Below are 23,525 nucleotides of genomic sequence, written 5' to 3' on the forward strand. Positions count from 1 at the left end.
ACAACCTATTCCGCCGGTGCCGCCAGCGGACGCGGCTCGGAGCGGCGCCGCATGCGGTCGATCAGGAGGTAGATCACGGGCGTCGTGTACAGCGTCAGGATCTGCGAGACGAACAGGCCGCCGATGATGGTGATGCCGAGCGGGCGACGCAGCTCCGTGCCGGGGCCGGTCGCGATGACCAGCGGAATGCCGGCAAACAGCGCGGCCATGGTCGTCATCAGGATCGGGCGGAAGCGCGCCTGGCAGGCCTCGAAGATCGCCTCGGCCGAGGACAGCCCGCGCTGGCGCTCGGCATCGAGCGCGAAGTCCACCATCATGATGCCGTTCTTCTTGACGATGCCGATCAAGAGGATGATGCCGACGAAGGCGATCACCGTCAGCGGCGTGTTGGTGAGCTGCAAGGCCAGCAGCGCACCTAAGCCGGCCGAGGGCAGCGTCGAGATGATCGTGAGCGGATGGGCGAGGCTCTCATAGAGCACCCCGAGGACGATATACATCGCGACCAACGCGCCGAGAATCAGGAGCGGCTGGCGACCGCTGGTCCTGGCGAAGTCGCCGGCGTTGCCGTCGAAGCTGCCGCGAATGCCTTCGGGCATGTGCAACTCGTCGACCGCACGCTGGATGTTCTGGGTCGCCGCCTGAAGCGGCACGTCCGGCATCAGATTGAAGGACACCGTGGTCGATGGGAACGACTGCGAATGATAGACGGCGAGCGCAGCGAGCCCGCGCGTCGTGCGCACCACGGCCGACAACGGCACCTGCGCATCACCCGCGCCGGCGACGTAGATGCGATCGAGATTGGAGGGATCGACCTGGAACTTCGGGTCGATCTCCAGCACGGTCATGTACTGGTTGCGCTGGGTATAGATGATGGAGATCTGCCGCTGTGCGAAAGCATTGTTCAGCGCGTTGTCGATGTCCTGGACCCTGACGCCGAGCGCGGACGCCTTCTGGCGGTCGATGGAGAGCGTCAGCTGCAGCCCGCCGGGGTCACGATCGCTGGAGATGTCGGTGATGCCCTCGACGCTCTCCATGCGCTTGGCCACGATCGGCGCCCATGTCTGCAGCAGGCCGAGATCGGTGCTGGTGAGCGTATATTGGTAGTCGGAATCGCTCTGCCGCCCGCCCGCGCGCACGTCCTGGGCGGCGAACATGAAGAGGCGGATGCCGGGCACGGGATACAGCGCACGCCTGAGCCGGTCGATCACGACCTGCGTCGATACGTGGGCGCGCTCCTCCGGCGGTTTCAGGCTGATGAACATGGTGCCGCGGTTCGAGGTCGCCGGCCCTGGGCCCCCGCCTCCGCTGCCGACCGTCGAGCCGATGCCGGCCACGGCCGGATCCTGCATCACGATCTCGGCGAGCCGCTGCTGCAGGCCGAGCATCGACTGGAACGAGATGTCCGCCGAGGCGCGCGTCGCGCCGATGATGAAGCCGGAATCGTCCGTCGGGAAGTAGCCCTTGGGAACCTTGATGTAGAGCGTCACCGTGAGAGCGATGGTGGCGAAGAACACCAGCAGCGTCAACAGCGGGAATTCCAGCACGGTGCGCAGGCTGCGGGCGTAGAACACGATGGTGCGCGACAGCGCGCCTTCAACGATGCGATCGAACAGCGTTGCCGTGCCGGAGGTGGTCTGCCGGATGTAATGGGCGCAAATCATCGGCGTGACCGTCAGCGATACCAGCGTCGAAACCAGAATGGCGAAGGTCAGCGTCAGCGAGAATTCGCGCAAGAGTCGGCCGACGACGCCGTCCATGAAGATCAGCGGCGTGAACGCCGCGATCAGCGACAGGCTGATCGAGACCACGGTGAAGCCGATCTGCCTGGCGCCCTCCTGCGCCGCCCGGAACGGCCGCATGCCGTGCTCGAGATTGCGGAACATGTTCTCGATCATGACGATGGCGTCGTCGACGACGAAGCCGACGGAGATGGCAAGCGCCATCAGCGACAAATTGTCGATGGAGAAGCCCGCGACCCACATGCCGGCGCACGTGCCGGCGAGTGCCAGCGGCACCGAGATGCCGGCCGCGATGGTCGGGGTCAGCCGCCGCAGGAACACGAACACGACGACCATCACCAAGACGGCCGTTGCCAGCAGCGTCCATTGCATGTCCAGCACGCTGGCGCGGATCGTGCCGGTTCGATCGACCAGGGTCGAGATCTCGACACCGGCGGGTATCCACTGTTTCAGTTCGGGGATCAGCGCCTTGACCCGGTCGACGGTGTCGATGACGTTGGCATCGCCCTGCTTGGTGATCTGAATCAGAACTGCCGGTTGCTTGTTGAACCAGGCGATCGAGCGGACGTTGCGGACGGAATCCTCGATGTCGGCGACGTCGGACAGCCGCACGAAATTGGTGCCCGAGCCCTTGATGACGATGTCGCGGAACTCCTTCGCCGTGCGCATCTGCCTGTTCAGCGACAGCGTTTCGCTTTGGCGCTCGCCTTGGAAGATGCCCACGGGGCCGAGCGCGTTGGCGCCGATGATCGCGGTCCGGATGTCATCGGTCGAAATTCCGGCATTGGACAGCGCAACCGGGTTGAGCTGCACCCGCACGGCCGGCTGGTCGGCGCCGGAGATCGACACGTTGCCGACGCCCGGCACCTGGGAGATGCGTTGCGCCAAAACGCTGTCGGCGACGTCGTAGATCGCCGAGGGAGAGATCGTCTTTGAGGTCAACGCCAGCACGAAGATGGGTGCGCCGGCGGTGTTCGCCTTGCGGAAACGCGGCAGCGACGGCAGGTCGCTCGGCAGGTCGACCATCGCGGCGTTGATGGCCGCCTGCACGTCACGCGCGGCCTTGTCGATGTTGCGGCCGATGTCGAACTGGAGCTGGATGCTGGTCGTGCCGAGGCTCGAGGTCGAGGTGATCTGGTTGATGCCGGCGATCTCTCCCAACCGCCGCTCCAGTGGCGAAGCCACCGTCGCCGCCATCACGGACGGGTCGGCACCGGGCCGGCTGGCGGAGACGAAGATGGAGGGGAAGTCGACGTTCGGGACCGAGGCGACGGGCAGGAACTGGTAGGCGACGACCCCCAGCAGGAACAGCCCGATCGACAGCAGCGTGGTCGCGACCGGGCGGCGGATGAAGGGCTCCGAGATCGATGCCATCACTGCATCCCCTCGGTCGCGCCGGCGACCGGCGGGCCGCCGGATCCGGCCGGCGGCAGCGCCTGCTCGAGACGGCGGTTGATGCGATCGAGCGCGAGATAGATCACGGGGGTCGTGTAAAGCGTCAGGAGCTGGCTGAGCAGCAGACCGCCGATGATGGAGATGCCGAGCGGAAAGCGCAGCTCGGCGCCGGTGCCGCTCTCGATCGCCAGCGGCAGCGCCCCGAACAGCGCCGCCAGCGTCGTCATCATGATGGGGCGAAAGCGCAGGAGACAGGCCTGCACGATGGCTTCATTGGGCGACATGCCCTGCCCGCGTTCGGCATCCAGCGCGAAGTCGATCATCATGATCGCGTTCTTCTTGACGATGCCCATCAAGAGGATGATGCCGATCAGGCCGATCACCGAGAGGTCCTGTCCGCACAACATCAACGCCAGGATGGCGCCGACGCCGGCCGAGGGCAGCGTCGACAGGATCGTGATCGGATGGATATAGCTCTCGTAGAGCACGCCTAACACGATGTAGATCGTGATGACGGCGGCGAGCAGCAGCCAGGGCTGGCCGGCCAGTGCCTTGGCGAATTCGGCGGCATCGCCGGCATAGACGCCGACGATGCTGCCCGGCATGGCAATGCGGGTCTCGATCACCTTCACGGCTTCGACGGCATCGCCGAGCGCCGCGCCCGGCGCCACGTTGAAGCTGAGCGACACCGACGGGAATTGCGCCTGGTGCGAGATCGCCAGCGGCGCCGTGGTCCGCTTCAGCGTCGCCACGGCCGACAGCGGCACCTGGGCATTGGGCGCGCCGGCGGTGGCGCTCGCGGCACCCGGCAGATAGAGCTTTGAGAGGATCGAGGGATCGCGCTGATACATCGGCAGCGCCTCCAGCACCACGCGGTACTGGTTGGCCTGACCGTAGATGGTCGAGATCTGCCGCTGCGCGAAGGCATCGTTCAGCGTGTCGGTGATTCCTTGCAGGCTGACGCCAAGCTGGCCGGCCCGCGTGCGGTCGACATCGAGCTGCGCCCGCAGGCCGCCCTCCTGCGCCTCCGACGAGACGTCCCGGAACAGGGGATCGCGCCGCATCTCCGCAACCAGCTTGCGCGCCCATTCCGAGACCAGCGTCGCATCGGTGCCGGTCAGTGTGTACTGGTATTGCGAGCGGCTCGACTGGGTCGAGATCTGCACGTCCTGCACCGGCTGGAAATACACGGTCATCCCCGGGATGCCGGAGACCCTCTCCTTCAGCCGGGTCACGACCACGCTGACATCGTCGCGGCGCTCGCCGCGCGGCCGCAAGCTCATGACGAGGCGCCCGACATTGGTGGTCGGGTTGACGGAGCCCGCACCGATCACCGAGACCACGCCGACCACATCAGGGTCGGCCCTGATGGCATCGGCCGCCTCGGCCTGTCGCCTCTTCATCTCCGCAAACGACACGTCGGGCCCCGCCTCCGTCACTGCCGTGATCGAGGCCGTGTCCTGCAGCGGCAGGAAGCCCTTGGGCGCGACGACATACAGCACCAGGGTCGCGATCAGCGCGGCGAAAGTCACGACCAGCGTGGCGCGCTGGCGCTCCAGCACCCACAACAGCGATCTGTGATAGGCATCCACCGTGCGGTCGATGAAGCGGCTGATCGCGGCCAGTCCCGGCACGGCCAGCTCCTCGTGCGCGTGCTTGAGCAGTCGCGAGCACATCATCGGCGTCAGCGTCAGCGAGACCACCGCCGAGGTCACGACCGCAATCGTCAAGGTCAGCGCGAATTCGCGGAACATGCGCCCGACGAGGCCCGACATGAACAGCAGCGGGATGAAGACCGCAATCAGCGACACCGTCAGCGAGATCACGGTGAAGCCGATTTCGCTGGCGCCCTTCAAGGAGGCCTCCATCGCGCCATCGCCATTTTCCATGTGGCGCACGATGTTCTCGATCATCACGATGGCATCGTCGACGACGAATCCGGTGCCAATCGTCAGCGCCATCAGCGACAGATTGTCGAGGCTGAAGCCGGCAAAATACATGATGCCGAAGCTCGTGATCAGCGACAGCGGCAGGGCGACGCCGGCGATCACGGTCGCGCGCAACGAACGCAGGAACAATAGCACGACCAGCGTCACCAGCACGACGGCAAGGATCAGCGTGAACTGTACGTCGCGCACCGAGGCGCGGATGGTGACGGTACGATCGGACACGATGGTGAGGTTCACGCCGGCCGGGATCGCACGCTGCAGTTTCGGGATCTCGGCGCGGATCTGGCTGACCACGTCGATGACGTTGGCGCCGGGCTGGCGCTGGATGTCGATGATGACCGCCGGCGTGCCCTGGTACCAGCCGCCGGTGCGGTCGTTCTCGAGACCGTCGACGATCTGCGCGACGTCGGCAATGGTCACCGGCGAGCCGTTGCGGTAGGCGATGATGACGGGCTTGTAGGCGTCGGCCGCGGCAATCTGGTCGTTGGCGGCGATGATGTAGGATTGCTGAGCGCCGTCGAGCGAGCCTTTCGGCCCTGATACATTGGCATTGGCGATCGCGGTGCGTAGATCCTCCATCGCGATGCCGTAGGCCGCAAGCCGCGCCAGATCGGCCTGGATGCGCACGGCCGGCTTCAGCCCGCCCAACACGGAGACGCGCCCGACGCCGGAGATCTGGCTCAAACGTTGCGCCAGGATAGTGTCGGCGATGTCGCTCATCGCCCGCAGCGAGATCGTGTCCGAGCGCAGCGCCAGCGTCATCACCGGCGCATCCGCCGGGTTTACCTTAGCGTAGGTCGGCGGGTAAGGCAGCGTCTTGGGCAGCACGCCCGCGGCGGCATTGATCGCGGCCTGCACGTCCTGCGTCGCACCGTCGATGTCGCGGTTGAGGTCGAACTGCAGCGAGATCTGGCTGACGCCGAACGAGCTCGTCGAGTTCATCGCCGACAGGGACGGGATCTGGCCGAGCTGCCGCTCCAGCGGCGCGGTGATCAGCGAGGCGATCACGTCGGGGCTCGCGCCCGGCAGCTGCGTCGTCACCTGCACGGTCGGGAAATCGACCTGCGGCAGCGCCGAGACCGGCAGTGCGAAATAGCCGAGCAGCCCGCCGATCAGAAGCGCAATGCCGAGCAGCGAGGTCGCGATCGGCCGGCGGATGAAGGGTTCGGAGACACCCATGGGTTATGCCTGCCGCTTCAAGCGGCTGTTGTCGGGATCATGGCTGCTTGGCTCCACTTTCCGATGCCCCCGGCCCCGGCGCCGGTCCTGTCTGCCCCTTCTGGTCGCCTTCGCTGCTCTTGCGCTTGGCGCGCAACTCGCCGTCTTTGCCTTGTCCGTCTTTCTGCCCGTCTTTCTGGCCCTCTTTGGCACCGTCCTTCCTCTGGGCGTCCGGTGCGCGCGAGCGCTTGCGCGGGGCAAGATCAGCCGACGGCGTCTGGTCGTCGCGGCCGACGATCACCTTGGAGCCGTCGGACAGATTGGCAAAGCCCGTGGTGACGACCCTGTCGCTCGCTGTCAGCCCGCTGGCGATCACGGCGTCATGCTCGTTCTGCTGGGTCACCGTCACGGGCTTGGCCGAGACGATGTTGTCCTCGCCGATGACGTAGCTGAAAGTGCCGATCGGGCCGCGCTGCACCGCGGAGGTCGGCACCACCAGGGCCTGCGTCAAGGTTTCGACCTTGAGGCGGACATTGACGAACTGGCCCGGCCAGAGCTGGTGATTGGCATTGGGGAATTCGGCCTTGAGCCTGAGCGTGCCGGTGGTCTGGTCGACCTGGTTGTCGATGCCGGTGAGCTTGCCGGTATCGATCACGGTGACGCCGTCATTGCCGAACACGTCGACTGCGAGCGGGCCCTTCGCCGCGGCCGCATTGACCCGCATGATCTGCTGCTGCGGCAGGCTGAACCACACCGCGATCGGCTGTAATTGCGTGATCACCACGAGGCCCGTGGTGTCGGAGGCATGAATGATGTTGCCCTGGTCGACCTGGCGCAGGCCGGCGCGGCCCGAGATCGGCGCCACGATCTTGGTGTAGCTCAGCGTCGCCGCCGCGTTGTCGATCGCGGCCTGGTCGGCCTTGACCAGCGCCTCGGTCTGGGCGACCAGCGCGCGCTGGGTGTCGGCCTGCTGCTTGGAGCCGGCGTTGGAGGCAGCGAGCTGCTCGTAGCGCGCGAGATCGATGCGTTGGTTGGCGAGCTGAGCCTGATCCTGCGCCTTCTTGGCAACCGCCTGGTCGTACTGCGCCTGATAGATCGCCGGATCGATCTCGCCGAGCACGTCGCCCTTCTTGACGTCCTGGCCTTCCGTGAAGTTGACCGCGATCAGCTTGCCGTCGACCTGCGAGCGCACGGTCACGGTGTTGAGCGCGCGGATCGCGCCGACGCCGTCGAGATAAACCGGCACGTCCTGGATGCGCGGGCTCGCCGCCAGCACCGGCACCGGCAGATCGGGGCGCTGATTGCGGTTGTTCGTCTGCTGCTGATGCATGACGATCCAGCCGACATAGCCGAGGCCGCCGAGGATCGCGAGCGTGATCAGGGTCATCACGAAGCCGCGGCCGCGCGATCTCTTCGCCGTCCCCTCTTCCGCGCCCTGCTTGGTGTCCGGCTTAAAGAGCATTGACCGGTTTCTCCATTCGCGGCTCCCAGCCGCCGCCGAGCGCCTGGTACAGGCTGACGATGGCCAGAAGCCGTGCGAGTTGGGCCTGCGACAGCGCGTCTTCCGCCTGGAACAGGGTCAGTTGGGTGTTGAGCACGGTGACGATGTCGGCGGTGCCGGCACGCAATTGCTGCTCGGAGAGATCGAAGGCGCGGCGCGAGGCGGCGACGACATCGCGCTGCAATTGCAGCTTGATCGTGGTCTGCTTGATCGAGAACAGCGCGTTGTCGACGTCGGCAAAGGCCTGGATGATGGTCTTGCGATAGGTCTGCAGCAGCTCGTCCTGCCGCGCCTTGGCCAATTCGAAATTGCCGAGGATCCTGCCGCCGTCGAAGATCGGTTGCGTCGCGCTGCCGACGAGCTGGAAGAAGGCCGCATGCGGCTGGAACAGCGAGACCAGCGCCGCGCTCTGATAGCCGCCGCTGCCGGTGAGCTGGATGGTCGGAAAGAATTGTGCGCGTGCATTGCCGATGTTGGCCGTGGCGGAGGCGAGCTGCGCCTCCTGGCGACGGATGTCCGGCCGCTGCGTCAGCAGCTCCGACGGCAGGCCGGGCGTCACGCGCGGGATCGCGATCCGGTCCAGAGAGCCGCCGTGAACGCGCACGCTCTCCGGCGGCCGCGAGACCAGTACGGCGAGCGCGTTGACGTTCTGGTCCAGCGTCTGGCGCAGCGGCGGCACCAGTGCCTTCTGGTTCGCCAGCACGCTCTCCTGCTGGGCGACGTCGAGATCGCTGCCGGTGCCGGCCCTGCGGCGCTCCCTGACCGCATCGAGGATGCGCTGCGCGCTCGCGATATTGCGCTGCGAGGTCCTGATGCGGTCCTGCGAGGCCAGCACCTGGAAATAGGCGTTGGCGACGGCGGCGAGCGTGGTCAGCGCGACCGTGTCGCGATCGAAACGGTTGGCGTGCGCCGTCTCCTCCGCCGATTGCAGCGCGTCGCGGTTCTGGCCCCAGAAATCGAGCTGATAGCTCGCACTCAGCGAGGCCGAATAATTGACGACCTCGCGCCCGCCGATCGACAGACCCGAGGAGCTTGCGCCCGAGGTGCGCGAATAGGTCTCCGATCCGGCTGTCGACACGCTCGGCAGCAGCGCCGCGCCGGCCTGCCGCGCCTGGGCGTCGGCCTGGACGATGCGCGCAACCGCGGCGGCGATGTCGAGGTTGACGGTCTGCGCCTCCTCCATCAGCTGCGTCAGCTCCGCAGAGCGGAAGCCGCGCCACCAATCCAGCGACGGCGGCGCATCGCCCTTGCCGGCATATTTGTAGTGCGAGGGAACGTCGAGCGCGGGATCAGGGAGGTCCTGGGTCAGCACGCAAGCCCCCGAGGCGGCGGCGAGGCACAGCACCGCGATCCATCGCGCCGAGTGCAGCGTTCCGAATGCAGAACCGAGAGACCGCCGCGAGGCGATCGCTGGAACTTGTTGTGTCACGTCCACCCCCTGCGGGGCAGATCAAGCCGCCGCCACGCTGCCGGACTAACCGATTCGCGGCGGGGTGGTCGGGAGGCTTTGGACGGCGCGTTCACAGCGATGATGCTTTCTGCGGAACCTGAGTTTCATCCTAGCTGGGCGCGGAACGGCGGGACAGTGCCGCAATTGCGAGGTGTCCGAGCCAACGAGCCGGGAATGGATCAACAAGAATACCAAAAGTGCCTGTGCTGCAGCGGCTTCTTTCATTACGAAGCATCTGGAAACGTAAGCAAGCTTACCAAGATTTCATGTGATATTGCGGCCACACCCGGTGCTGCAGAGGTATTGCATATGAATTTCAGCAGGATTGTCCGCGGGCACGGCTGGTGAGGGCTCTCGCCAACCAGGGACAGCCTCCGCATTCCTCGACAATCCCAATTCCTCGACAATCCCACCGCGAGGCACCCCCAGCCTCCTCCGCAAGCAGGAGAGGAGTCCAGTCCCGATGCCGAAGCATCGCTCGCCCGGCCGCGACCCGTCTCGCCCGTGGCAAGAATTGGTCGCGACAACGCTGATCGGGAGCGCGGTCGTTTCGTGCACTGGCCGGGGGTCGGCCGATTCCTGCTACCGGATGTCCCCCCTCACGGCCGCGCGCATCATCGCTGGTCTCCTCTCAAGCATATCACTGTTTGCGCGGGTGTTTCGGTCGGGTTCGCCGCAGCGCAAAAGCCTTTCCCTTTGGCCTCTCAAGCACTAGGTTCGGGCCAAAGCCGATCAACCCCTTGCCAGTGATTTCCCCTGACATGCCCATTCGCAACGACGTTGTCGAAGCCATCGGCAACACTCCCCTCATCAAGCTCAAGCGCGCTTCGGAATTGACCGGCTGCACCATCCTGGGCAAGGCCGAGTTCATGAATCCCGGTCAGTCCGTGAAGGACCGCGCCGGCAAATGGATGATCCTGGAGGCCGAGAAGCGCGGCGAGCTGAAGCCCGGCGGGCTCGTGGTGGAAGCGACCGCCGGCAATACCGGCATCGGCCTTGCCGTTGTTGCGAGCGCGCGCGGCTACCGCACCCTGATCGTGATCCCCGAGACGCAGAGCCAGGAGAAGAAGGACTTTCTGAAGCTGTGCGGTGCCGAGCTGATCGAGGTGCCGGCCCTTCCCTACGCCAACCCCAACAATTATCAGCATGTCGGCCGGCGGCTTGCCGACGAACTGCGCAAGACCGAGCCCAATGGCGTCCTGTTCGCCGACCAGTGGAACAACCTTGATAACGCCAAGGCGCATTACGAATCCACAGGGCCTGAGATCTGGGAGCAGACCGGCGGCAAGGTCGACGGCTTCGTCTGCTCGGTCGGCAGCGGCGGCACGATCGCCGGCGTCAGCCGCTATTTGAAGGAGAAGAACAACAACATCCGCATCGCCTGCGCCGATCCGCACGGCGCCGGTATGTACGAATATTTCAGGACCGGCGATCCGAAGGCGACGCCAGGCGGCTCGATCACGGAGGGCATCGGCCTCAACCGCGCCACCGCGATCGTCGAGACCGCCGAGGTCGACGATGCCTATCTCATTCCCGACACCGACGCCGTCAGTGCGATCTACGAGCTGCTCCAGCACGAAGGTCTGTGCCTCGGCGGCTCCACGGGTATCAATGTTGTCGGCGCGATGCGGCTTGCGAAGCAGCTCGGGCCCGGCAAGACGATCGTCACCGTGCTGTGCGATTCCGGCAGCCGCTATCTGTCGAAGCTGTTCAACGCGGACTTCATGCGCGCCAAGAACCTGCCGGTGCCGGAATGGCTGGAGAAGCGCAGCAACATCAAGCCGCCCTTCGTCTGATCGTCACAAGAACGCTCGCGTCGCGGATGCACGCCCTCAACGCGGCCGCGGTTCGGCCCGTTCAGGCCACTTCGCCGCGTTCCGCAGCCGCGGCGCAATAGTCGCGCCAGAACTGGCGATCGCGGATTGACCTCGAGCAGGGTCTTGACGCCCGCGATCGCCCGCGCCCCTACACTGGCAGGCCAACAACTATGTGTTCGGCGTGGAAGGCACGATCTCCGGCCTCGACAACAAGGGCACCGTCGTAAACAACGTCTCTGCAACGTCTCTCTCCGGAGGATGGGCCCGAAGAGAGGCAAGCCGATTCGGATAGTGCGAGGCTTGCGGTCAGACCAGCGAGGCCGCCGGTCGCCGAATCTCAGCGCAGAATTTGGCTCAGGAACAGCTTCGTGCGGGCGTGCTGCGGGGCGGCGAAGAACTCGTTCGGGGTGTTGGCCTCGATGATCTGCCCGGCGTCCATGAACACGACGCGATTGGCGACCTCGCGGGCAAAGCCCATCTCGTGGGTGACGACCAGCATGGTCATGCCTTCCTCGGCGAGGTCGACCATGGTGTCGAGCACCTCCTTGACCATTTCGGGATCGAGCGCCGAAGTCGGCTCGTCGAACAGCATCACCTTCGGGTTCATGGTCAGGGCCCGGGCAATCGCGACGCGCTGCTGCTGGCCGCCGGACATCTGCCCCGGAAACTTGTTGGCCTGATGCGGGATCTTGACCCGCTCCAGGAATTTCATCGCGGTCTCCTCGGCGTCCTTTTTCGGGATGTTGCGCACCCAGATCGGCGCCAGCGTGCAATTGTCGAGCACGGTCAGATGCGGGAACAGGTTGAAGCTCTGGAACACCATGCCGACTTCGCGGCGGACCGCGTCGATGTGCTTGAGGTTCGGCCCGAGCTCGATGCCGTCGACGACGATCTCGCCCTCCTGGAATTCCTCCAGCGCATTGATGCAGCGGATAAGCGTGGACTTGCCCGAGCCCGAGGGACCGCAGATCACGATGCGCTCGCCCTTCTGCACCGCGAGATCGATATCACGCAAGACGTGGAATTCGCCGTACCATTTGTTCAGGCCGGAAATCTTGACGATGGGCTCGGACATGGTGGCCTCGATCAGTTGCGGCGGTGGGCGTTGAGGCGGTGCTCGACGAACAAGGAATAGCGAGACATTCCAAAGCAGAACATGAAGTAGATGATCCCGGCGAAGGCGAAGCCGGTGAACGCAGTCGACGGCGTCGACCATTTCGGATCCGCGAACGAGGCGCGCAGCGACCCGAGCAGATCGAACAGAGCCACGATCGAGACCAGCGAGGTGTCCTTGAACAGCGAGATGAAGCTGTTGACGAGGTTCGGAATGACGTGCCGCAGCGCCTGCGGCAGCACGATCAGCGAGGTCGTCTTCCACCAGGACAGCCCGAGGGCAGCGGCCGCCTCGCTCTGGCCACGCGGGATCGCCGCGAGCCCGCCGCGGACGTTCTCGGCCTGATAGGCGCCGGTGAACAGCGCGATGCCGATCAGCGCACGCACCAGGCCATCGACGGTGAAATTGCCGGGCAGGAAAAGGGGCAGCATGTAGGTTGCGAAGAACAGCACGGTGATCAGCGGCACGCCGCGCCAGAACTCGATGAAGGCGATCGAGAAGATCCGGATCAACGGAATGGTCGAGCGGCGACCGAGCGCGAGCGCGATGCCGATCGGCAGCGATGTGACGATGCCGGTGACGGAGACCACCAGCGTCACCAGGAGGCCGCCCCACAGATTCGTCGTCACGACCGGCAAGCCGCCGTGGTCGAGATCCATCAGCTTGATCACGATGGCGATGGCGATGAAGGTGGCGATGCTCGATGCCAGAGCCCGCCCGCCGGTGCGAACACCGCCGCCGAGGACGAAGGTGATCAGGCAGACGATCGCGGCCGTGACGGCGAAATCCGTCCAGACCGACTGGCCCGTGCCCTGGATGTAATCGCGCAGCCAGGTGAGCGGAAAGATCAGCCAATGGATCACAGTGCCGAGCAGCGCGATGAGGCTCCCGAGCACCCACAGCAGCGGTCCGATCGCCGAGGTTTTGCTCGAGGTGAGCAGCGCCTGTCCGGCACCGACGATGCTCTCATCGAACAATTGCAGCAGCCCGGCCGTCCAGCTCAGCCCAAAGCCCTTGATGCCGCCGCCGTGCAGCAGGAAGAACGCCACGACCGGAAAGGCGACGAAGAACAGGCCGGCATTCAGGCCCTTCGCCGGCAGCCGCGGAATGAGCAGCGGCAGCAGCAGGATTGCTGCGAGCAACAGCGTCAAGTTCACCCGCCAACGCTCGGCCTCGGGATAGAAGCCGTAGATCAGTTGCGGGAACTTCGCCTGGATGTAGGGCCAGCAGGCGCCGACCGCAAAGCCGGCGTTCTCGGCGAGGCACGCGGCGCGGTCCTTGCCGCTCCAGACCGCATCGACCATCAGGAACTTGACGGAGGGAACGATGGTGAACCAAAGCAGCAAGGCGCCCAGGATCGTCAGCAGGATGTTGGTCGGCGAGTTGAACAGGCGCGTGCGCATCAGGCCGATGAAGCCCGTGGTCTTCACCGGCGCCGGACGCTCGGCGAGCAGGTCCCGGCGGACGAAGCTGGATGAGATGACATCGCTCATGCGCCGAGACTCCGGCTGACGCGCCACCCGTAGACGCTCATGATCGCGCTGGTGAGGAGCGAGATCAGGAGATAGACGCCCATCGTCATGGCGATGATCTCGATCGCCTGCCCGGTCTGGCTCAGCGACGTGCCGGCAAACACCGACACCAGGTCAGGATAGCCGATCGCGACCGCCAGCGACGAGTTCTTGGTGAGATTGAGGTACTGGTTGGTCAGCGGCGGCACGATGACGCGCATGGCCTGCGGCACGACGATGAGGCGGAGCGTGGCGCCGCGGCTGAGGCCGAGCGAGGATCCCGCCTCCATCTGCCCCTTGTGAACGGACAGGATGCCGGCGCGCACGATCTCGGCAATGAAGGCGGCGGTATAGGTCGACAGCGCCACCGCCAGCGCCACGAATTCGGGGATGATGCGTGAGCCGCCGGCGAAGTTGAACCCTCGCAACTGCGGCAACTCGAAAGTGAAGGGCAGACCGAAAACCAGCATCGTGGCCAGCGGAAGCGCGAACAGCAGGGCCAGCACGGAAGGCCAGATGCGGATCACCTGCCCGCGCTGAAACAGAGCTCGCCTTGCGTAGAAATGCAGGGCCAGCGAGGCGACGATGCCGAACGCCAGCACCGCAAGGAACGGCGCGAGACCGCTCTGGCCGATCGGGCTGGGAACGACGAGGCCGCGATTGCTGATGAAGGCAATGCCGAACACGGAAATGCTCTGCCGCGGATTGGGCAAGGCCGCGAGCACCGCCAGATACCAGAACAGGATCTGGAACAGCAGCGGCAGGTTGCGGATGACCTCGACATAGATCTCGCCGACCCGCGACAGCAGCCAGTTGGGCGACAGCCGGCACAGCGCGACGATGAAGCCGATCACCGTGGCGAAGAAGATGCCCACCACGGAGACTATGAGCGTATTCAACAGCCCGACCACGAACACGCGCAGGAACGTGTCCGAGCCGGTATAGGAGATCAGGGTCTGGTTGACGTCGAAGCCGGCATTGTTCCTGAGGAAGCCGAAACCGGCGGCAATGTGCTGGTTCTCCAGATTGGCACGGGCGTTGGAGACGATCTCGTAGCCGATCCAGCCCAGGATCGCCGCGAAGGCAAACTGGACGGCAACGCCGTTCCAGCCTGCCTTGCCGCCCAGAATGCGCCGGATCTTCAGCGCGATCTGGGGCGGCGGTTTTCGGGCCTCGGTGGTCATGCCGCTGCCGGCCGATCAGGGGCGATTAGCGGATCGGCGGCGCGTACTGAAGACCGCCCTTGTTCCAGAGATTGTTGACACCGCGATTGATGGCGAGCGGCGAGCCGGCGCCGACGTTGCGATCGAACACCTCGCCGTAATTGCCGACGGTCTTCACGATCCGCACCACCCAATCCTTGGTCAGGCCGAGCTGCTCGCCGAAATTGCCGTCACTGCCGAGCACGCGTTTCAGCTCGGGATTCTCCAGCTTCGCCTTCTCGTCGACGTTCTTCGAGGTCACGCCGAGCTCTTCGGCGGTGAGCATCGCAAACAGCGTCCATTTCACGATGTCGAACCACTGGTCGTCGCCGTGGCGCACCATCGGGCCGAGCGGCTCCTTCGAGATGATCTCGGGCAGCACCATATGGTCGTTGGGATTGGCGAGCTTGAGGCGGTTGGCGTACAGGCCCGACTGGTCGGTGGTAAAGACGTCGCAACGGCCGGCTTCATAGGCCTTGACGGTTTCGTCGTTGGTGGCGAACGCGATCACCTCGTACTTCATGTTGTTGGCCTTGAAGTAGTCGGCGAGATTCTGCTCGGTGGTGGTGCCGGTCTGCACGCAGACCGATGCGCTGTTGAGCTCGAGCGCCGAATTCACCTTGAGCGACTTCTTCACCATGAAGCCCTGCCCGTCGTAATAGGTCACGCCGGTAAAGTTGGCGCCGAGCGAGGTGTCGCGCGAGATGGTCCAGGTGGTGTTGCGCGAAAGCACGTCGATCTCGCCGGATTGCAGTGCGGTGAAGCGGTCCTTGGCGGACAGCGGCACGAATTTGACCTTGGTCGGATCGTTGAAGATCGCGCCGGCAATGGCGCGGCAGACGTCGACGTCGATGCCGGTCCAGTTGCCCTTGTCGTCGGGCGAGGAGAAGCCCGGCAGGCCCTGGCTGACGCCGCAGGACAGCATGCCCCGATCCTTGACGGTCTTGAGCGTTTGCGCCTCGGCGGCTTGGGCGGTGAGGCCGGCGGCGAGAGCAAGGGTGAGAGCCAGGGTTACGCGTTTCATGGGCTTTGGCCTTTCAAGGTCGTCTCAAGGTCAGGAATGTTGTCTTTAGGATCGTCTCTGCCAGGCAGGTCTTCTAAGAATCTGGCCTTGCAAGAGTCATGCTGGAAAACCTTGCCGAACACTCGCCGATCTCGGGAGGCCATACCTTCATCCCCGCCGCTGGCGCCCGCCGTTATGGCTGTGGCGCATAGTCCGGTCAGGCAATGGATCGAAGGTCGCAGCAGGCCCCTCAACATGCGGCGACTGAATAGCACCTGCGCATCACAGAACGACTGGCGAGCGGGGTCAAGGGGTTGACGGGACTCTTCTGTGTTCTGTTATTAACGACCGCGGCCTTTCGGCCGCCCCGCGGGCGCGACGCGCCCGGTGGAAACGCGGTTTTGAAAGCAGACGCATGGATTCCTCGCACCCCCAAGAGCAGCACGCCGAGACCCGGCTGGTCACCTCCGGCCGCGACACCAAGGCGCAGAAGGGGTTCGTCAATCCGCCGGTCTTCCACGGTTCGACCGTACTCTATCCAACAGCCGAGGACCTGCACGCCCATCGCAGCGAGTTCACCTATGGCCGCCACGGCACCCCGACGACCAGGGCTTTCCAGGATACTCTAATGGCGCTGGAGGGGCCGCAATGCGCCGGCGTCGGCATCGTGCCGTCCGGCCTGTCGGCGATCTCGACCACCCTGCTCTCGGTGCTGAAGGCCGGCGATCACATTCTGGTTGTCGACAACATCTATCGGCCTTCGCGCAATTTCTGCAACGGCATGCTGACCCGCTATGGCGTCGAGACCACTTATTTCGATCCGCTGATCGGCGCCGGCATCGACAAGCTGTTCAAGCCCAACACCCGGGCCGTTCTGGTGGAGGCGCCGGGCTCACAGTCGTTCGAGATGCCCGACATCCGCGCCATCGCCGAAGTCGCGCATGGGCGCGGCGCGCTCGTCATCGACGACAACACCTGGGCGACGCCGCTCTATCACCGCTCGCTGGAACAGGGCGTCGACATCAGCATGCAGGCCGCCACGAAATATATCGGCGGCCATTCCGACATCATGTTCGGCACGATTTCCGCCAATGCCAAGGCCTGGCCGATGATTGCCGAAGGCATCCGCCTGCTCGGCGTCTGCGCCGGCCCCGACGACGTCTTCCTGGCGCTGCGCGGCCTCCGCACGTTGTCGGTGCGGCTGGCGCAGCATCATCGCTCCGGGCTCGAGATGGCGCGCTGGCTGGCGGCGAGGCCTGAGGTCGCGCGCGTGCTGCATCCCGGGCTCGAAACCGATCCCGGTCATGCGATCTGGAAGCGCGACTTCACCGGCGCCTCGGGCCTGTTCAGCATCGTGCTGAAGCCGGCGCCGCAGAAGGCAGTCGACACCATGCTCAACACGCTCAAGCTGTTCGGAATGGGCTTTTCCTGGGGCGGGTTCGAGAGCCTTGCGATTCCCTTTGATTGCGACGCCTATCGCACCGCGACCAAATGGGCGCCCGGCGGCCCGACGCTACGTCTCCACATCGGGCTCGAGAGCACCGACGATCTCAAGGCCGATCTCGACCGCGGCTTCGCTGCCTTCAAAGCGGCGATGTGAGCATCAGGATTGGGCATCTCGCCTGGCAAACGTGCCACTGCAAAGTCTGATGCAGCCAACTGGCGGGATTGAACGAGCGGAGCCGAATCCTGGATCAGCGGTCCAGCGTCTTCGAGGCGGTGCCGCGGTTCTTCCAGATCAGCATGATGTTTCTGATATAGATGATGGTCGCGAGCGACTGTCCGAGGATGATCACGGGCTCGCGCTTGACGACGCCATAGACCAGCGTCATCAGCCCGCCGCCCATCGAGCAGAACCAGAACGCCATCGGCACGACGCTGTTGCCGGCGCGCTCGCTCGCGATCCACTGTACCAGGAACCGCGCCGTGAAGAAGAGCTGCGCGACCAGGCCGAATGCCAGCCAGAAGTCGAACTTGGCGACGAAGACGTCATAGAGATAATTGCTCAGCGCCTGACCGTATTGAATGATCATGCGTTCACCTCGGTCACCTCAGGCGTCGGCTTCTTGCGGCGGATGAGCCACCAGACGCCGGCGAGATCCATGATGCCGATCCACAGCCGGTCGAAGAAACCATAGTTGGACACGCCCGAATGGCGCGGCCGGTCGATCACGTCGACATAGGCGATGTCGTAGCCTTCGCGGCGGACCAGCGCGGGCAGAAAGCGATGCAGCCCGTCGAAATAGGGCAGCATCAGGAAGACGTCGCGGCGGAACGCCTTCAGCCCGCAGCCGGTGTCGCGCGTGCCGTCCTTCAGGATGGCGTTGCGAACGCCGTTGGCAACGCGTGATTGGAATTTCTTGAAGCCGGTATCCTTGCGCCCGACCCGCTGGCCGGCAGCGAGACCGACGCGCCCTGCCCCCTTCTCGACTGCCGCGATCAGGTCCGGCAGGAAGGCCGGATTGTTCTGGCCATCGCCGTCGAGCGTCGCCACGATCTCTCCCCGCGCCGCGCGCACGCCGCTGCGCACGGCTGCCGACTGGCCGCCGGATCTTGCATGGCGAAGCTGACGCAGATTGCTCCGCTCTTTCATAACAGCGGCAAGCCGATCGCCGGTCGCGTCGGTGGAGCCGTCGTTGACGTAGATGATCTCATAGGGCCAGCGGCCATCGAGTGCCGCGCCGATCTCCGCGATCAGCGGCGCGATGTTGTCGGCTTCATTGCGCACGGGAACGACGATGGAAACCGAAGGCTGGGACGTCGACAAATCGAGGCTCGTGGTTGGAATTGACCTGCCCAAGGGAACCGGCGGTCCCGGCAGGCAGCCGCTTTTATGGGGCGGATGCCCGGTGGGCAACCCTTTTGAGGCGGTTGGAAACCGTCCCAGAAAGCGGCGCAATAGTGCCGTCGGCGCGGATGGCAAAGCCGAGCTTTCGGGCCGCAAACCAGTAGCGGACGGCCATGGCGCCGACCGTTCCGACCAGAGCGCCGGCCACGACATCGCTCGGGTGATGCGCCAGCAGCACCAGGCGCGTCAGCAGGATCACGATTGCGTAAGTGAACATGAAGACGCGCAGGCGCGGCCACAATGCCGATACGGCAAACGCCAGGGCGAACGCAGCCACGGCGTGGCTTGACGGCAGGCTGGCATAAGCCCCGGTGCCCTCGAACGGGACGAAGTTGAACGGATTGGCCTTGCCCCCGACGAACGGACGTCCGCGGCCGATCAGATATTTCAGCATCTCGGCCACGAAGGCTGACAAGGCAACCGACAGAAACATGAATTGCAGCCGCGTGCCGACGCCGAGCAGCAGCGCGCGACGGCTCCCGCGCAGCCCGGCCGCGACCAGAGCCAGCACCACCAGCGCAACCCCCAGCACCGAGAGGATATACTCGTCCTTGCCGAAATCGGTCAGGATGCGGATCGGCCACAGGCTCGGCGTGCCGCGCGGCGGCATCAGCAGGATCTCGGTCTGATCGAACGCGACCATCAGCGCGATGACAAGCGCTGCGCCCGCCGCGGCAAGCCACAGCGAATGCCGCGCCAGCTTCCGGGCGGCCTCGGCGCGGCAAGAATGCGAGGGCGACCGCACGAGCTGCGCCAGCGCGCGCCAGGACACGGCGAGCAATTGCGCGGGATAGCTGGCATCATGCGGCGCGATGTCGGTCGGAGCCCCCATCCTATTCGGTACCTTCCGAGCGGAAGATCGAGATCGAAATCGCGCGCCCTTGCGAGAAATTATAGCCCTCGATGCGCGCGCCGACCTTGTAGCGCAACCCAATCGCCTCGGCGCGCTGCACGAAGCTGCGCTCCGAGCGCTGCTCGATCAGCGCGAAGCGGCAGCTGCCCTGCCGCAGGAAGTCCGCCGCACCGGAGCCGTCGGTGAGCACGGTCCGGGTGCCCGCCAGAAAGACGAGACTCGGCTCGTGATAACCGGCCGCAGCCGCCTTCGGTCCGACGCAGGTGACGTTGCGAAGCGCGCGCGCGATCTCGATACTGGGAAACAGCGGCGTCAGCGACGGCAGCAGGATGCCGTAAATCGTCACGGCCAGCATCAGGGCTGCGACCAGGGCGTTGAGCAATGACCGCTCGGCGCGGTTGGTATCGAACAGCCACCAGGCGAACAGGCCGAAGATCAGCGCGGCTGCGATGAACGGCCAGGCCACGAAGGCGGGCTGCCGCGTCAGCATCACCGCGCCGACCACCGCAATGATCGAGGCCGCTGCGGGGATCGCGAACCACCAGGCCGAGCCGCGCATCAGCCAGGAGTGCGACAGCACGCGCCGCTCCACCGCGCCGGCGGTGAGGATGGCGATCGCAGGATACAGCGGCAGTACGTAATGCGGCAGCTTGGTCAGCACCGCCTCGAACACGATCCAGGACGGGATCAGCCAGGCCAGCAGGAACTGCGCGCCGGGCTCGCGGCGGGCCCGCCACACCGCGGGCGCCGCCATCGCCGCCAGCGGCGCGCCTGGCCAGAACGTGATCCAGAACAGCGCAAGATACAGTCCGGGCGGCGCGCCGTGGGATTCCTGGGCCCCGATCTTGCTCAGCATGTCGCCGCCGACGGAATCGGCGAAGAAGGTCTCGCCCGCGCGCCAGAAGATCGCGACGAACCAGGGCAGCACCAGCACCAGCATCCACATCAGGCCCCAGACCGGCCGCAGCTTCCACAGCCAGGAGGCGTCGCGGTCCTGGATCGCGAGCGCGACGATGGTCAGGCCTGCGAACATCAGGATCAGCGGGCCCTTGATCAGGATGCCCGCGGCGAGCGCGGTCCAGAAGATCGCGGGCCAGCTCCAGGGCGGATGCGTCTCGTCTTCGGCGCGCTGCCAGGACAGATAGGCCCGCGCCATCGCACCCATCGCGGCAACGACGCAGAGCAGCAGCACGGCGTCGGTTTTTGCCAGGCGCGCCTCGACCCCGAGCAGCACCGAGGCGCACATCATCAGCGCCGCCAGCACCGCGGCGCGCCGCGTGACAAAGCCGAGCGCGGCCCAATAGGTCATCAGCACGGCGCCGATCGCGCCCATCAGCGACGGCAGCCGGTAGACCCAGATGCGCAATTCGGCCTTCGGCAGCTTGAGCATCGAGGCGGCTTCGACGGTCGCCGATTGCAACCAGTAGATGCCGACCGGCTTCTTGTAGCGGACATCCTCCTGAAAGCGGATGTCGACATAGTCGCCGCTCTCGACCATCTGCTTGGTGGCCTGTGCAAACCGCGCCTCGTCGCGGTCGATCGGCGGGATGGTGAAGAAGCCCGGCAGGAACAGCAGCAGCGCACACAGCACCAGGAAGCCGACCGCACGCGGGTGGCTGGCCGTGACGATGTCGAGCATGCGCACGAGCCCGCTGCCCGGATTTGCGGGCGATTTCGACTCGCGGGGGGCTCCAAAACGGGGGCGTGGGTAGGTCTCGGCCATTGGTTCCGCTTACGCTGAAACCGCCATCGCCACAACCGCTTAAGGCAGGGTCATTGAATTCGAATGACGACTGTGTCCGCGGCGCCCGTGGCGTCGATCACGGTGAGCCGTGCAAAGCCCGGGCCGGGCGGATCGATCAGCCGTTGCCGGCGGCCGTCGATCTCGCCGAGCGCGGTGCCGTTAACCATGACCGTCATCGGCAGCACGCCGCCGGCGACCTTGACCGGCATGGCTGCGCTTTCTCGGCCACCTGATCGATCCACGTCGATCCGCGAGCCGTTCAGCGGAAACTGGATGTGAAGGGCCTGCTCGCCCCCGCTTCGCACCAGTTCGCCGACCGGACGGAACCGCTTCAAGGGCAGCGGCAGCTTCGCATTGCTTGCGACCAGGGTTCCCTTGGGCGGCTTCGGCAAGGGGGCCAGCGTCCTGCCGCTCCGGGCGAAGGCATCGAAGAGGATGGGCGCGGCGGCGACGCGTCCGATCAGGCCGGGAACCGGCGCTCCGTCCGGACGGCCAACCCAGACGCCGATGGTCATGCGGCCGTCGAACCCGACGGACCAGGCATCACGATAGCCGTAGGAGGTGCCGGTCTTGAAGGCGATGCGGTTGTGGGCGGCGTTCTCCGGCGGCGGCGTGCCGAGCAGGACGTTGCCGACCTGCCAGGCTGCGACCTGATCCAGCAGCCGCAACGGCTCACGATCGTCCGTGGCCGTCACGATCTCGCGCAGCGGCTTGGTGGTCCCAAGCCGGGCGAAGCCGGCATAGAGCTGGGCAAGATCCTGCAGCGTCACGCCGACGCCGCCGAGGCCCATCGCGAGGCCGGGCGCTTCGTCCTTGGGCAGGATGAGGTTGCCGCCGGCCTGCCGCAGCCGCGAGGTCAGCCGGCTCGACCCGACGCGGTCGAGCAGCACGATCGCTGGCACGTTCAGCGACAATTGCAGCGCCTTCCGCACCGGCACCGTGCCCTGGAAGGTCATGTCGAAGTTTTCCGGTGCATAGGAGCCGAAGCGGACCGGGCGGTCGTCGATCAGACTGTCGGGATGAACAAAGCCGTCCTCGAAGGCGAGCCCGTAGATGAAGGGCTTGAGCGTCGAGCCGGGCGAGCGGATGGCGCGGGTCATGTCGACCTGCCCTGCCCGGCTCTCGTCGAAATAATCTGCCGAGCCGACCCGCGCGAGCACGTCGCCGCTCTCATTGTCGACCACGATGATGCCGACCGAGATGTTCGGACCCAGCGCAATCGCACGGTCGCGCGCCAGCGGCTCCAGCACCTTCTGCAGATTCGCATCGAGCGTCAGCTTGATGATCGGCGTGTCCTTGACCGTCGACAGCGCGGAATCGGAGGCATGCGGCGCCAGGATCGGCATGGGCTTGCGCAGTTTCGGCACCGGCACCGCCTTGGCCTGATTGGCGTCATCGGCGCTGACCACGTGCTCCTCGACCATGCGGTCGAGCACGCGGTCGCGTGCCTTGCGCGCAGCCTCCGGAAAGCGGTCGAGCCGGCGCGTCTCCGGCGATTGCGGCAGTGCGACCAGCAGCGCGGCCTCCGCCAGCGACAGCCGCTTCGGCTCCTTGCCGAGATAGGCGATCGACGCCGCGCGAATGCCTTCGAGATTGCCGCCATAGGGCGCCAGCGCCAGATACAGATCCAGGATCTGCTCCTTGCTCATGCTGCGCTCGATCTCGATCGCACGCACGATCTGCCGCAGTTTCGCGTAGACCGAGCGCTGCCGCCGCGGCTCCATCAGGCGGGCCAGCTGCATCGTGATGGTCGAGCCGCCCGAGACGATGTGGCCGCGCGTTCCGAGCTGCAACGCGGCGCGCCCCAGCGCCAGCGGGTCGATGCCGTCATGGGCGTAAAAGCGCTGGTCCTCGTAGGCGAACAGCAGCTTCAGGTAGGTTGGATCGACGTTGGTCCTGGCATCAACCGGCAACCGCCAGCGCCCATCCGCCATCGCATAGGCGCGCAGCAGCTTGCCGTTGCGATCGACGATGGTGGTGGAGACCTGGCGGGCTTCGTCGAACGGGAGCGGGCCGAGCGAATAGACCCAAGAGACGAAGCCGATGATGGCGAGGATGAGCGTGAGTGCGAGGGTGGAGAGGACGCGGTAGCCGTTGCTCCGCGCTCCACTGCCGTCGTTCCGGGATGGTCCGAAGGACCAGACCCGGAACCTCGAGATTCTCAGGCGCGCAATTGCGCGCCGTAGTTCGGCTCTTCGAGCCGCCCCGGAATGACGAGAGCTGCTACCGCCTCCGCTCATC

15 protein-coding genes and 1 pseudogene are annotated in these 23,525 nt (G+C 65.5%); 3 read left to right on the plus strand and 13 right to left on the minus strand.

The features are described 5' to 3' along the window. Positions 1-5 precede the first annotated feature (5 nt). Genes HZZ13_RS05885 through HZZ13_RS05900 form a run of 4 tightly spaced genes read right to left on the minus strand, consistent with a single transcriptional unit; the run spans position 6 to position 9,177 of the window. A complete protein-coding gene (locus HZZ13_RS05885) occupies positions 6-3,113 on the minus strand; it encodes an efflux RND transporter permease subunit (RefSeq protein WP_197958696.1) in 3,108 nt (1,035 codons plus the stop codon). After that, positions 3,113-6,262, minus strand: coding sequence for an efflux RND transporter permease subunit (locus HZZ13_RS05890; protein WP_197958697.1), 3,150 nt, complete (start codon positions 6,260-6,262; stop codon positions 3,113-3,115). Before HZZ13_RS05890 ends, HZZ13_RS05885 begins: the two co-directional genes overlap by 1 nt. Before the next feature lie 37 nt (positions 6,263-6,299). Beyond that, positions 6,300-7,703: an efflux RND transporter periplasmic adaptor subunit gene (locus HZZ13_RS05895; protein ID WP_197958698.1), complete on the minus strand. Its 1,404-nt coding sequence runs from the start codon at positions 7,701-7,703 to the stop codon at positions 6,300-6,302. Beyond that, positions 7,693-9,177, minus strand: a complete 1,485-nt coding sequence (locus tag HZZ13_RS05900) for an efflux transporter outer membrane subunit (RefSeq protein WP_197958699.1) — start codon at positions 9,175-9,177, stop codon at positions 7,693-7,695. Before HZZ13_RS05900 ends, HZZ13_RS05895 begins: the two co-directional genes overlap by 11 nt. 776 nt (positions 9,178-9,953) lie before the next feature. On the opposite strand from HZZ13_RS05900, the gene HZZ13_RS05905 reads away from it, so the two are divergent. Beyond that, a complete protein-coding gene (locus tag HZZ13_RS05905; RefSeq protein WP_197958700.1) occupies positions 9,954-10,988 on the plus strand; it encodes a cysteine synthase A in 1,035 nt (344 codons plus the stop codon). 172 nt (positions 10,989-11,160) lie between these two features. Continuing rightward, a pseudogene (locus HZZ13_RS37340) lies at positions 11,161-11,238 on the plus strand (outer membrane protein); the annotation flags it as partial. Between the two features lie 108 nt (positions 11,239-11,346). Here HZZ13_RS37340 and HZZ13_RS05910 read toward each other — a convergent pair. From HZZ13_RS05910 to HZZ13_RS05925, 4 genes are read right to left on the minus strand one after another with little or no spacing between them, the layout of a single operon-like run. Further along, a complete protein-coding gene (locus HZZ13_RS05910) occupies positions 11,347-12,084 on the minus strand; it encodes an amino acid ABC transporter ATP-binding protein (RefSeq protein ID WP_197958701.1) in 738 nt (245 codons plus the stop codon). An 11-nt stretch (positions 12,085-12,095) separates the two neighbouring features. Next, positions 12,096-13,616 carry an amino acid ABC transporter permease gene (locus HZZ13_RS05915; protein ID WP_197958702.1) on the minus strand — a complete coding sequence of 507 codons (1,521 nt, stop codon included), beginning with the start codon at positions 13,614-13,616 and terminating at the stop codon, positions 12,096-12,098. Beyond that, positions 13,613-14,818 carry an amino acid ABC transporter permease gene (locus HZZ13_RS05920; RefSeq protein ID WP_197958703.1) on the minus strand — a complete coding sequence of 402 codons (1,206 nt, stop codon included), beginning with the start codon at positions 14,816-14,818 and terminating at the stop codon, positions 13,613-13,615. The genes HZZ13_RS05915 and HZZ13_RS05920 overlap by 4 nt, the downstream gene beginning before the upstream one ends. A 25-nt stretch (positions 14,819-14,843) precedes the next feature. Beyond that, positions 14,844-15,860, minus strand: a complete 1,017-nt coding sequence (locus HZZ13_RS05925; protein WP_197958704.1) for an amino acid ABC transporter substrate-binding protein — start codon at positions 15,858-15,860, stop codon at positions 14,844-14,846. Positions 15,861-16,254: 394 nt separating this feature from the next. Between HZZ13_RS05925 and metC the strand changes: the two genes are divergently transcribed. Continuing rightward, the gene (gene metC, locus HZZ13_RS05930; RefSeq protein WP_197958705.1) at positions 16,255-17,439 is read left to right on the plus strand and encodes a cystathionine beta-lyase; all 1,185 of its coding nucleotides are present in this window, start codon (positions 16,255-16,257) and stop codon (positions 17,437-17,439) included. Between the two features lie 94 nt (positions 17,440-17,533). Here the strand turns inward: metC and HZZ13_RS05935 are convergent, their stop codons facing one another. From HZZ13_RS05935 to pbpC, 5 genes are all read right to left on the minus strand, one after another. Further along, positions 17,534-17,872 carry a lipid-A-disaccharide synthase N-terminal domain-containing protein gene (locus HZZ13_RS05935; RefSeq protein WP_025036223.1) on the minus strand — a complete coding sequence of 113 codons (339 nt, stop codon included), beginning with the start codon at positions 17,870-17,872 and terminating at the stop codon, positions 17,534-17,536. Then, complete coding sequence (locus HZZ13_RS05940; protein ID WP_197958706.1) at positions 17,869-18,606, minus strand: glycosyltransferase family 2 protein; 738 nt, start codon at positions 18,604-18,606, stop codon at positions 17,869-17,871. Before HZZ13_RS05940 ends, HZZ13_RS05935 begins: the two co-directional genes overlap by 4 nt. A gap of 64 nt (positions 18,607-18,670) precedes the next feature. Next, the gene (locus HZZ13_RS05945; RefSeq protein ID WP_197958707.1) at positions 18,671-19,519 is read right to left on the minus strand and encodes a phosphatase PAP2 family protein; all 849 of its coding nucleotides are present in this window, start codon (positions 19,517-19,519) and stop codon (positions 18,671-18,673) included. A 1-nt stretch (position 19,520) separates the two neighbouring features. Further along, on the minus strand, positions 19,521-21,263 hold the full coding sequence (locus tag HZZ13_RS05950) for an ArnT family glycosyltransferase (protein WP_197958708.1): 1,743 nt from the start codon (positions 21,261-21,263) through the stop codon (positions 19,521-19,523). A 50-nt stretch (positions 21,264-21,313) separates the two neighbouring features. Then, on the minus strand, positions 21,314-23,524 hold the full coding sequence (gene pbpC, locus HZZ13_RS05955) for a penicillin-binding protein 1C (protein ID WP_246504321.1): 2,211 nt from the start codon (positions 23,522-23,524) through the stop codon (positions 21,314-21,316). Position 23,525 lies beyond the last annotated feature (1 nt).

Source organism: Bradyrhizobium agreste (genome assembly GCF_016031625.1).
In the GTDB taxonomy this organism is placed as follows: Bacteria; Pseudomonadota; Alphaproteobacteria; order Rhizobiales; family Xanthobacteraceae; genus Bradyrhizobium; species Bradyrhizobium agreste.

Coding starts and splice junctions, on each gene's coding strand:
- HZZ13_RS05885 (WP_197958696.1), bottom strand. CDS start 3,113: ATGGCATCGATCTCGGAGCCCTTCATCCGCCGCCCGGTCGCGACCACG.
- HZZ13_RS05890 (WP_197958697.1), bottom strand. CDS start 6,262: ATGGGTGTCTCCGAACCCTTCATCCGCCGGCCGATCGCGACCTCGCTG.
- HZZ13_RS05895 (WP_197958698.1), bottom strand. CDS start 7,703: ATGCTCTTTAAGCCGGACACCAAGCAGGGCGCGGAAGAGGGGACGGCG.
- HZZ13_RS05905 (WP_197958700.1), top strand. CDS start 9,954: ATGCCCATTCGCAACGACGTTGTCGAAGCCATCGGCAACACTCCCCTC.
- HZZ13_RS05910 (WP_197958701.1), bottom strand. CDS start 12,084: ATGTCCGAGCCCATCGTCAAGATTTCCGGCCTGAACAAATGGTACGGC.
- HZZ13_RS05915 (WP_197958702.1), bottom strand. CDS start 13,616: ATGAGCGATGTCATCTCATCCAGCTTCGTCCGCCGGGACCTGCTCGCC.
- HZZ13_RS05920 (WP_197958703.1), bottom strand. CDS start 14,818: ATGACCACCGAGGCCCGAAAACCGCCGCCCCAGATCGCGCTGAAGATC.
- HZZ13_RS05925 (WP_197958704.1), bottom strand. CDS start 15,860: ATGAAACGCGTAACCCTGGCTCTCACCCTTGCTCTCGCCGCCGGCCTC.
- metC (WP_197958705.1), top strand. CDS start 16,255: ATGGATTCCTCGCACCCCCAAGAGCAGCACGCCGAGACCCGGCTGGTC.
- HZZ13_RS05935 (WP_025036223.1), bottom strand. CDS start 17,872: ATGATCATTCAATACGGTCAGGCGCTGAGCAATTATCTCTATGACGTC.
- HZZ13_RS05945 (WP_197958707.1), bottom strand. CDS start 19,519: ATGGGGGCTCCGACCGACATCGCGCCGCATGATGCCAGCTATCCCGCG.
- HZZ13_RS05950 (WP_197958708.1), bottom strand. CDS start 21,263: ATGGCCGAGACCTACCCACGCCCCCGTTTTGGAGCCCCCCGCGAGTCG.
- pbpC (WP_246504321.1), bottom strand. CDS start 23,524: ATGAGCGGAGGCGGTAGCAGCTCTCGTCATTCCGGGGCGGCTCGAAGA.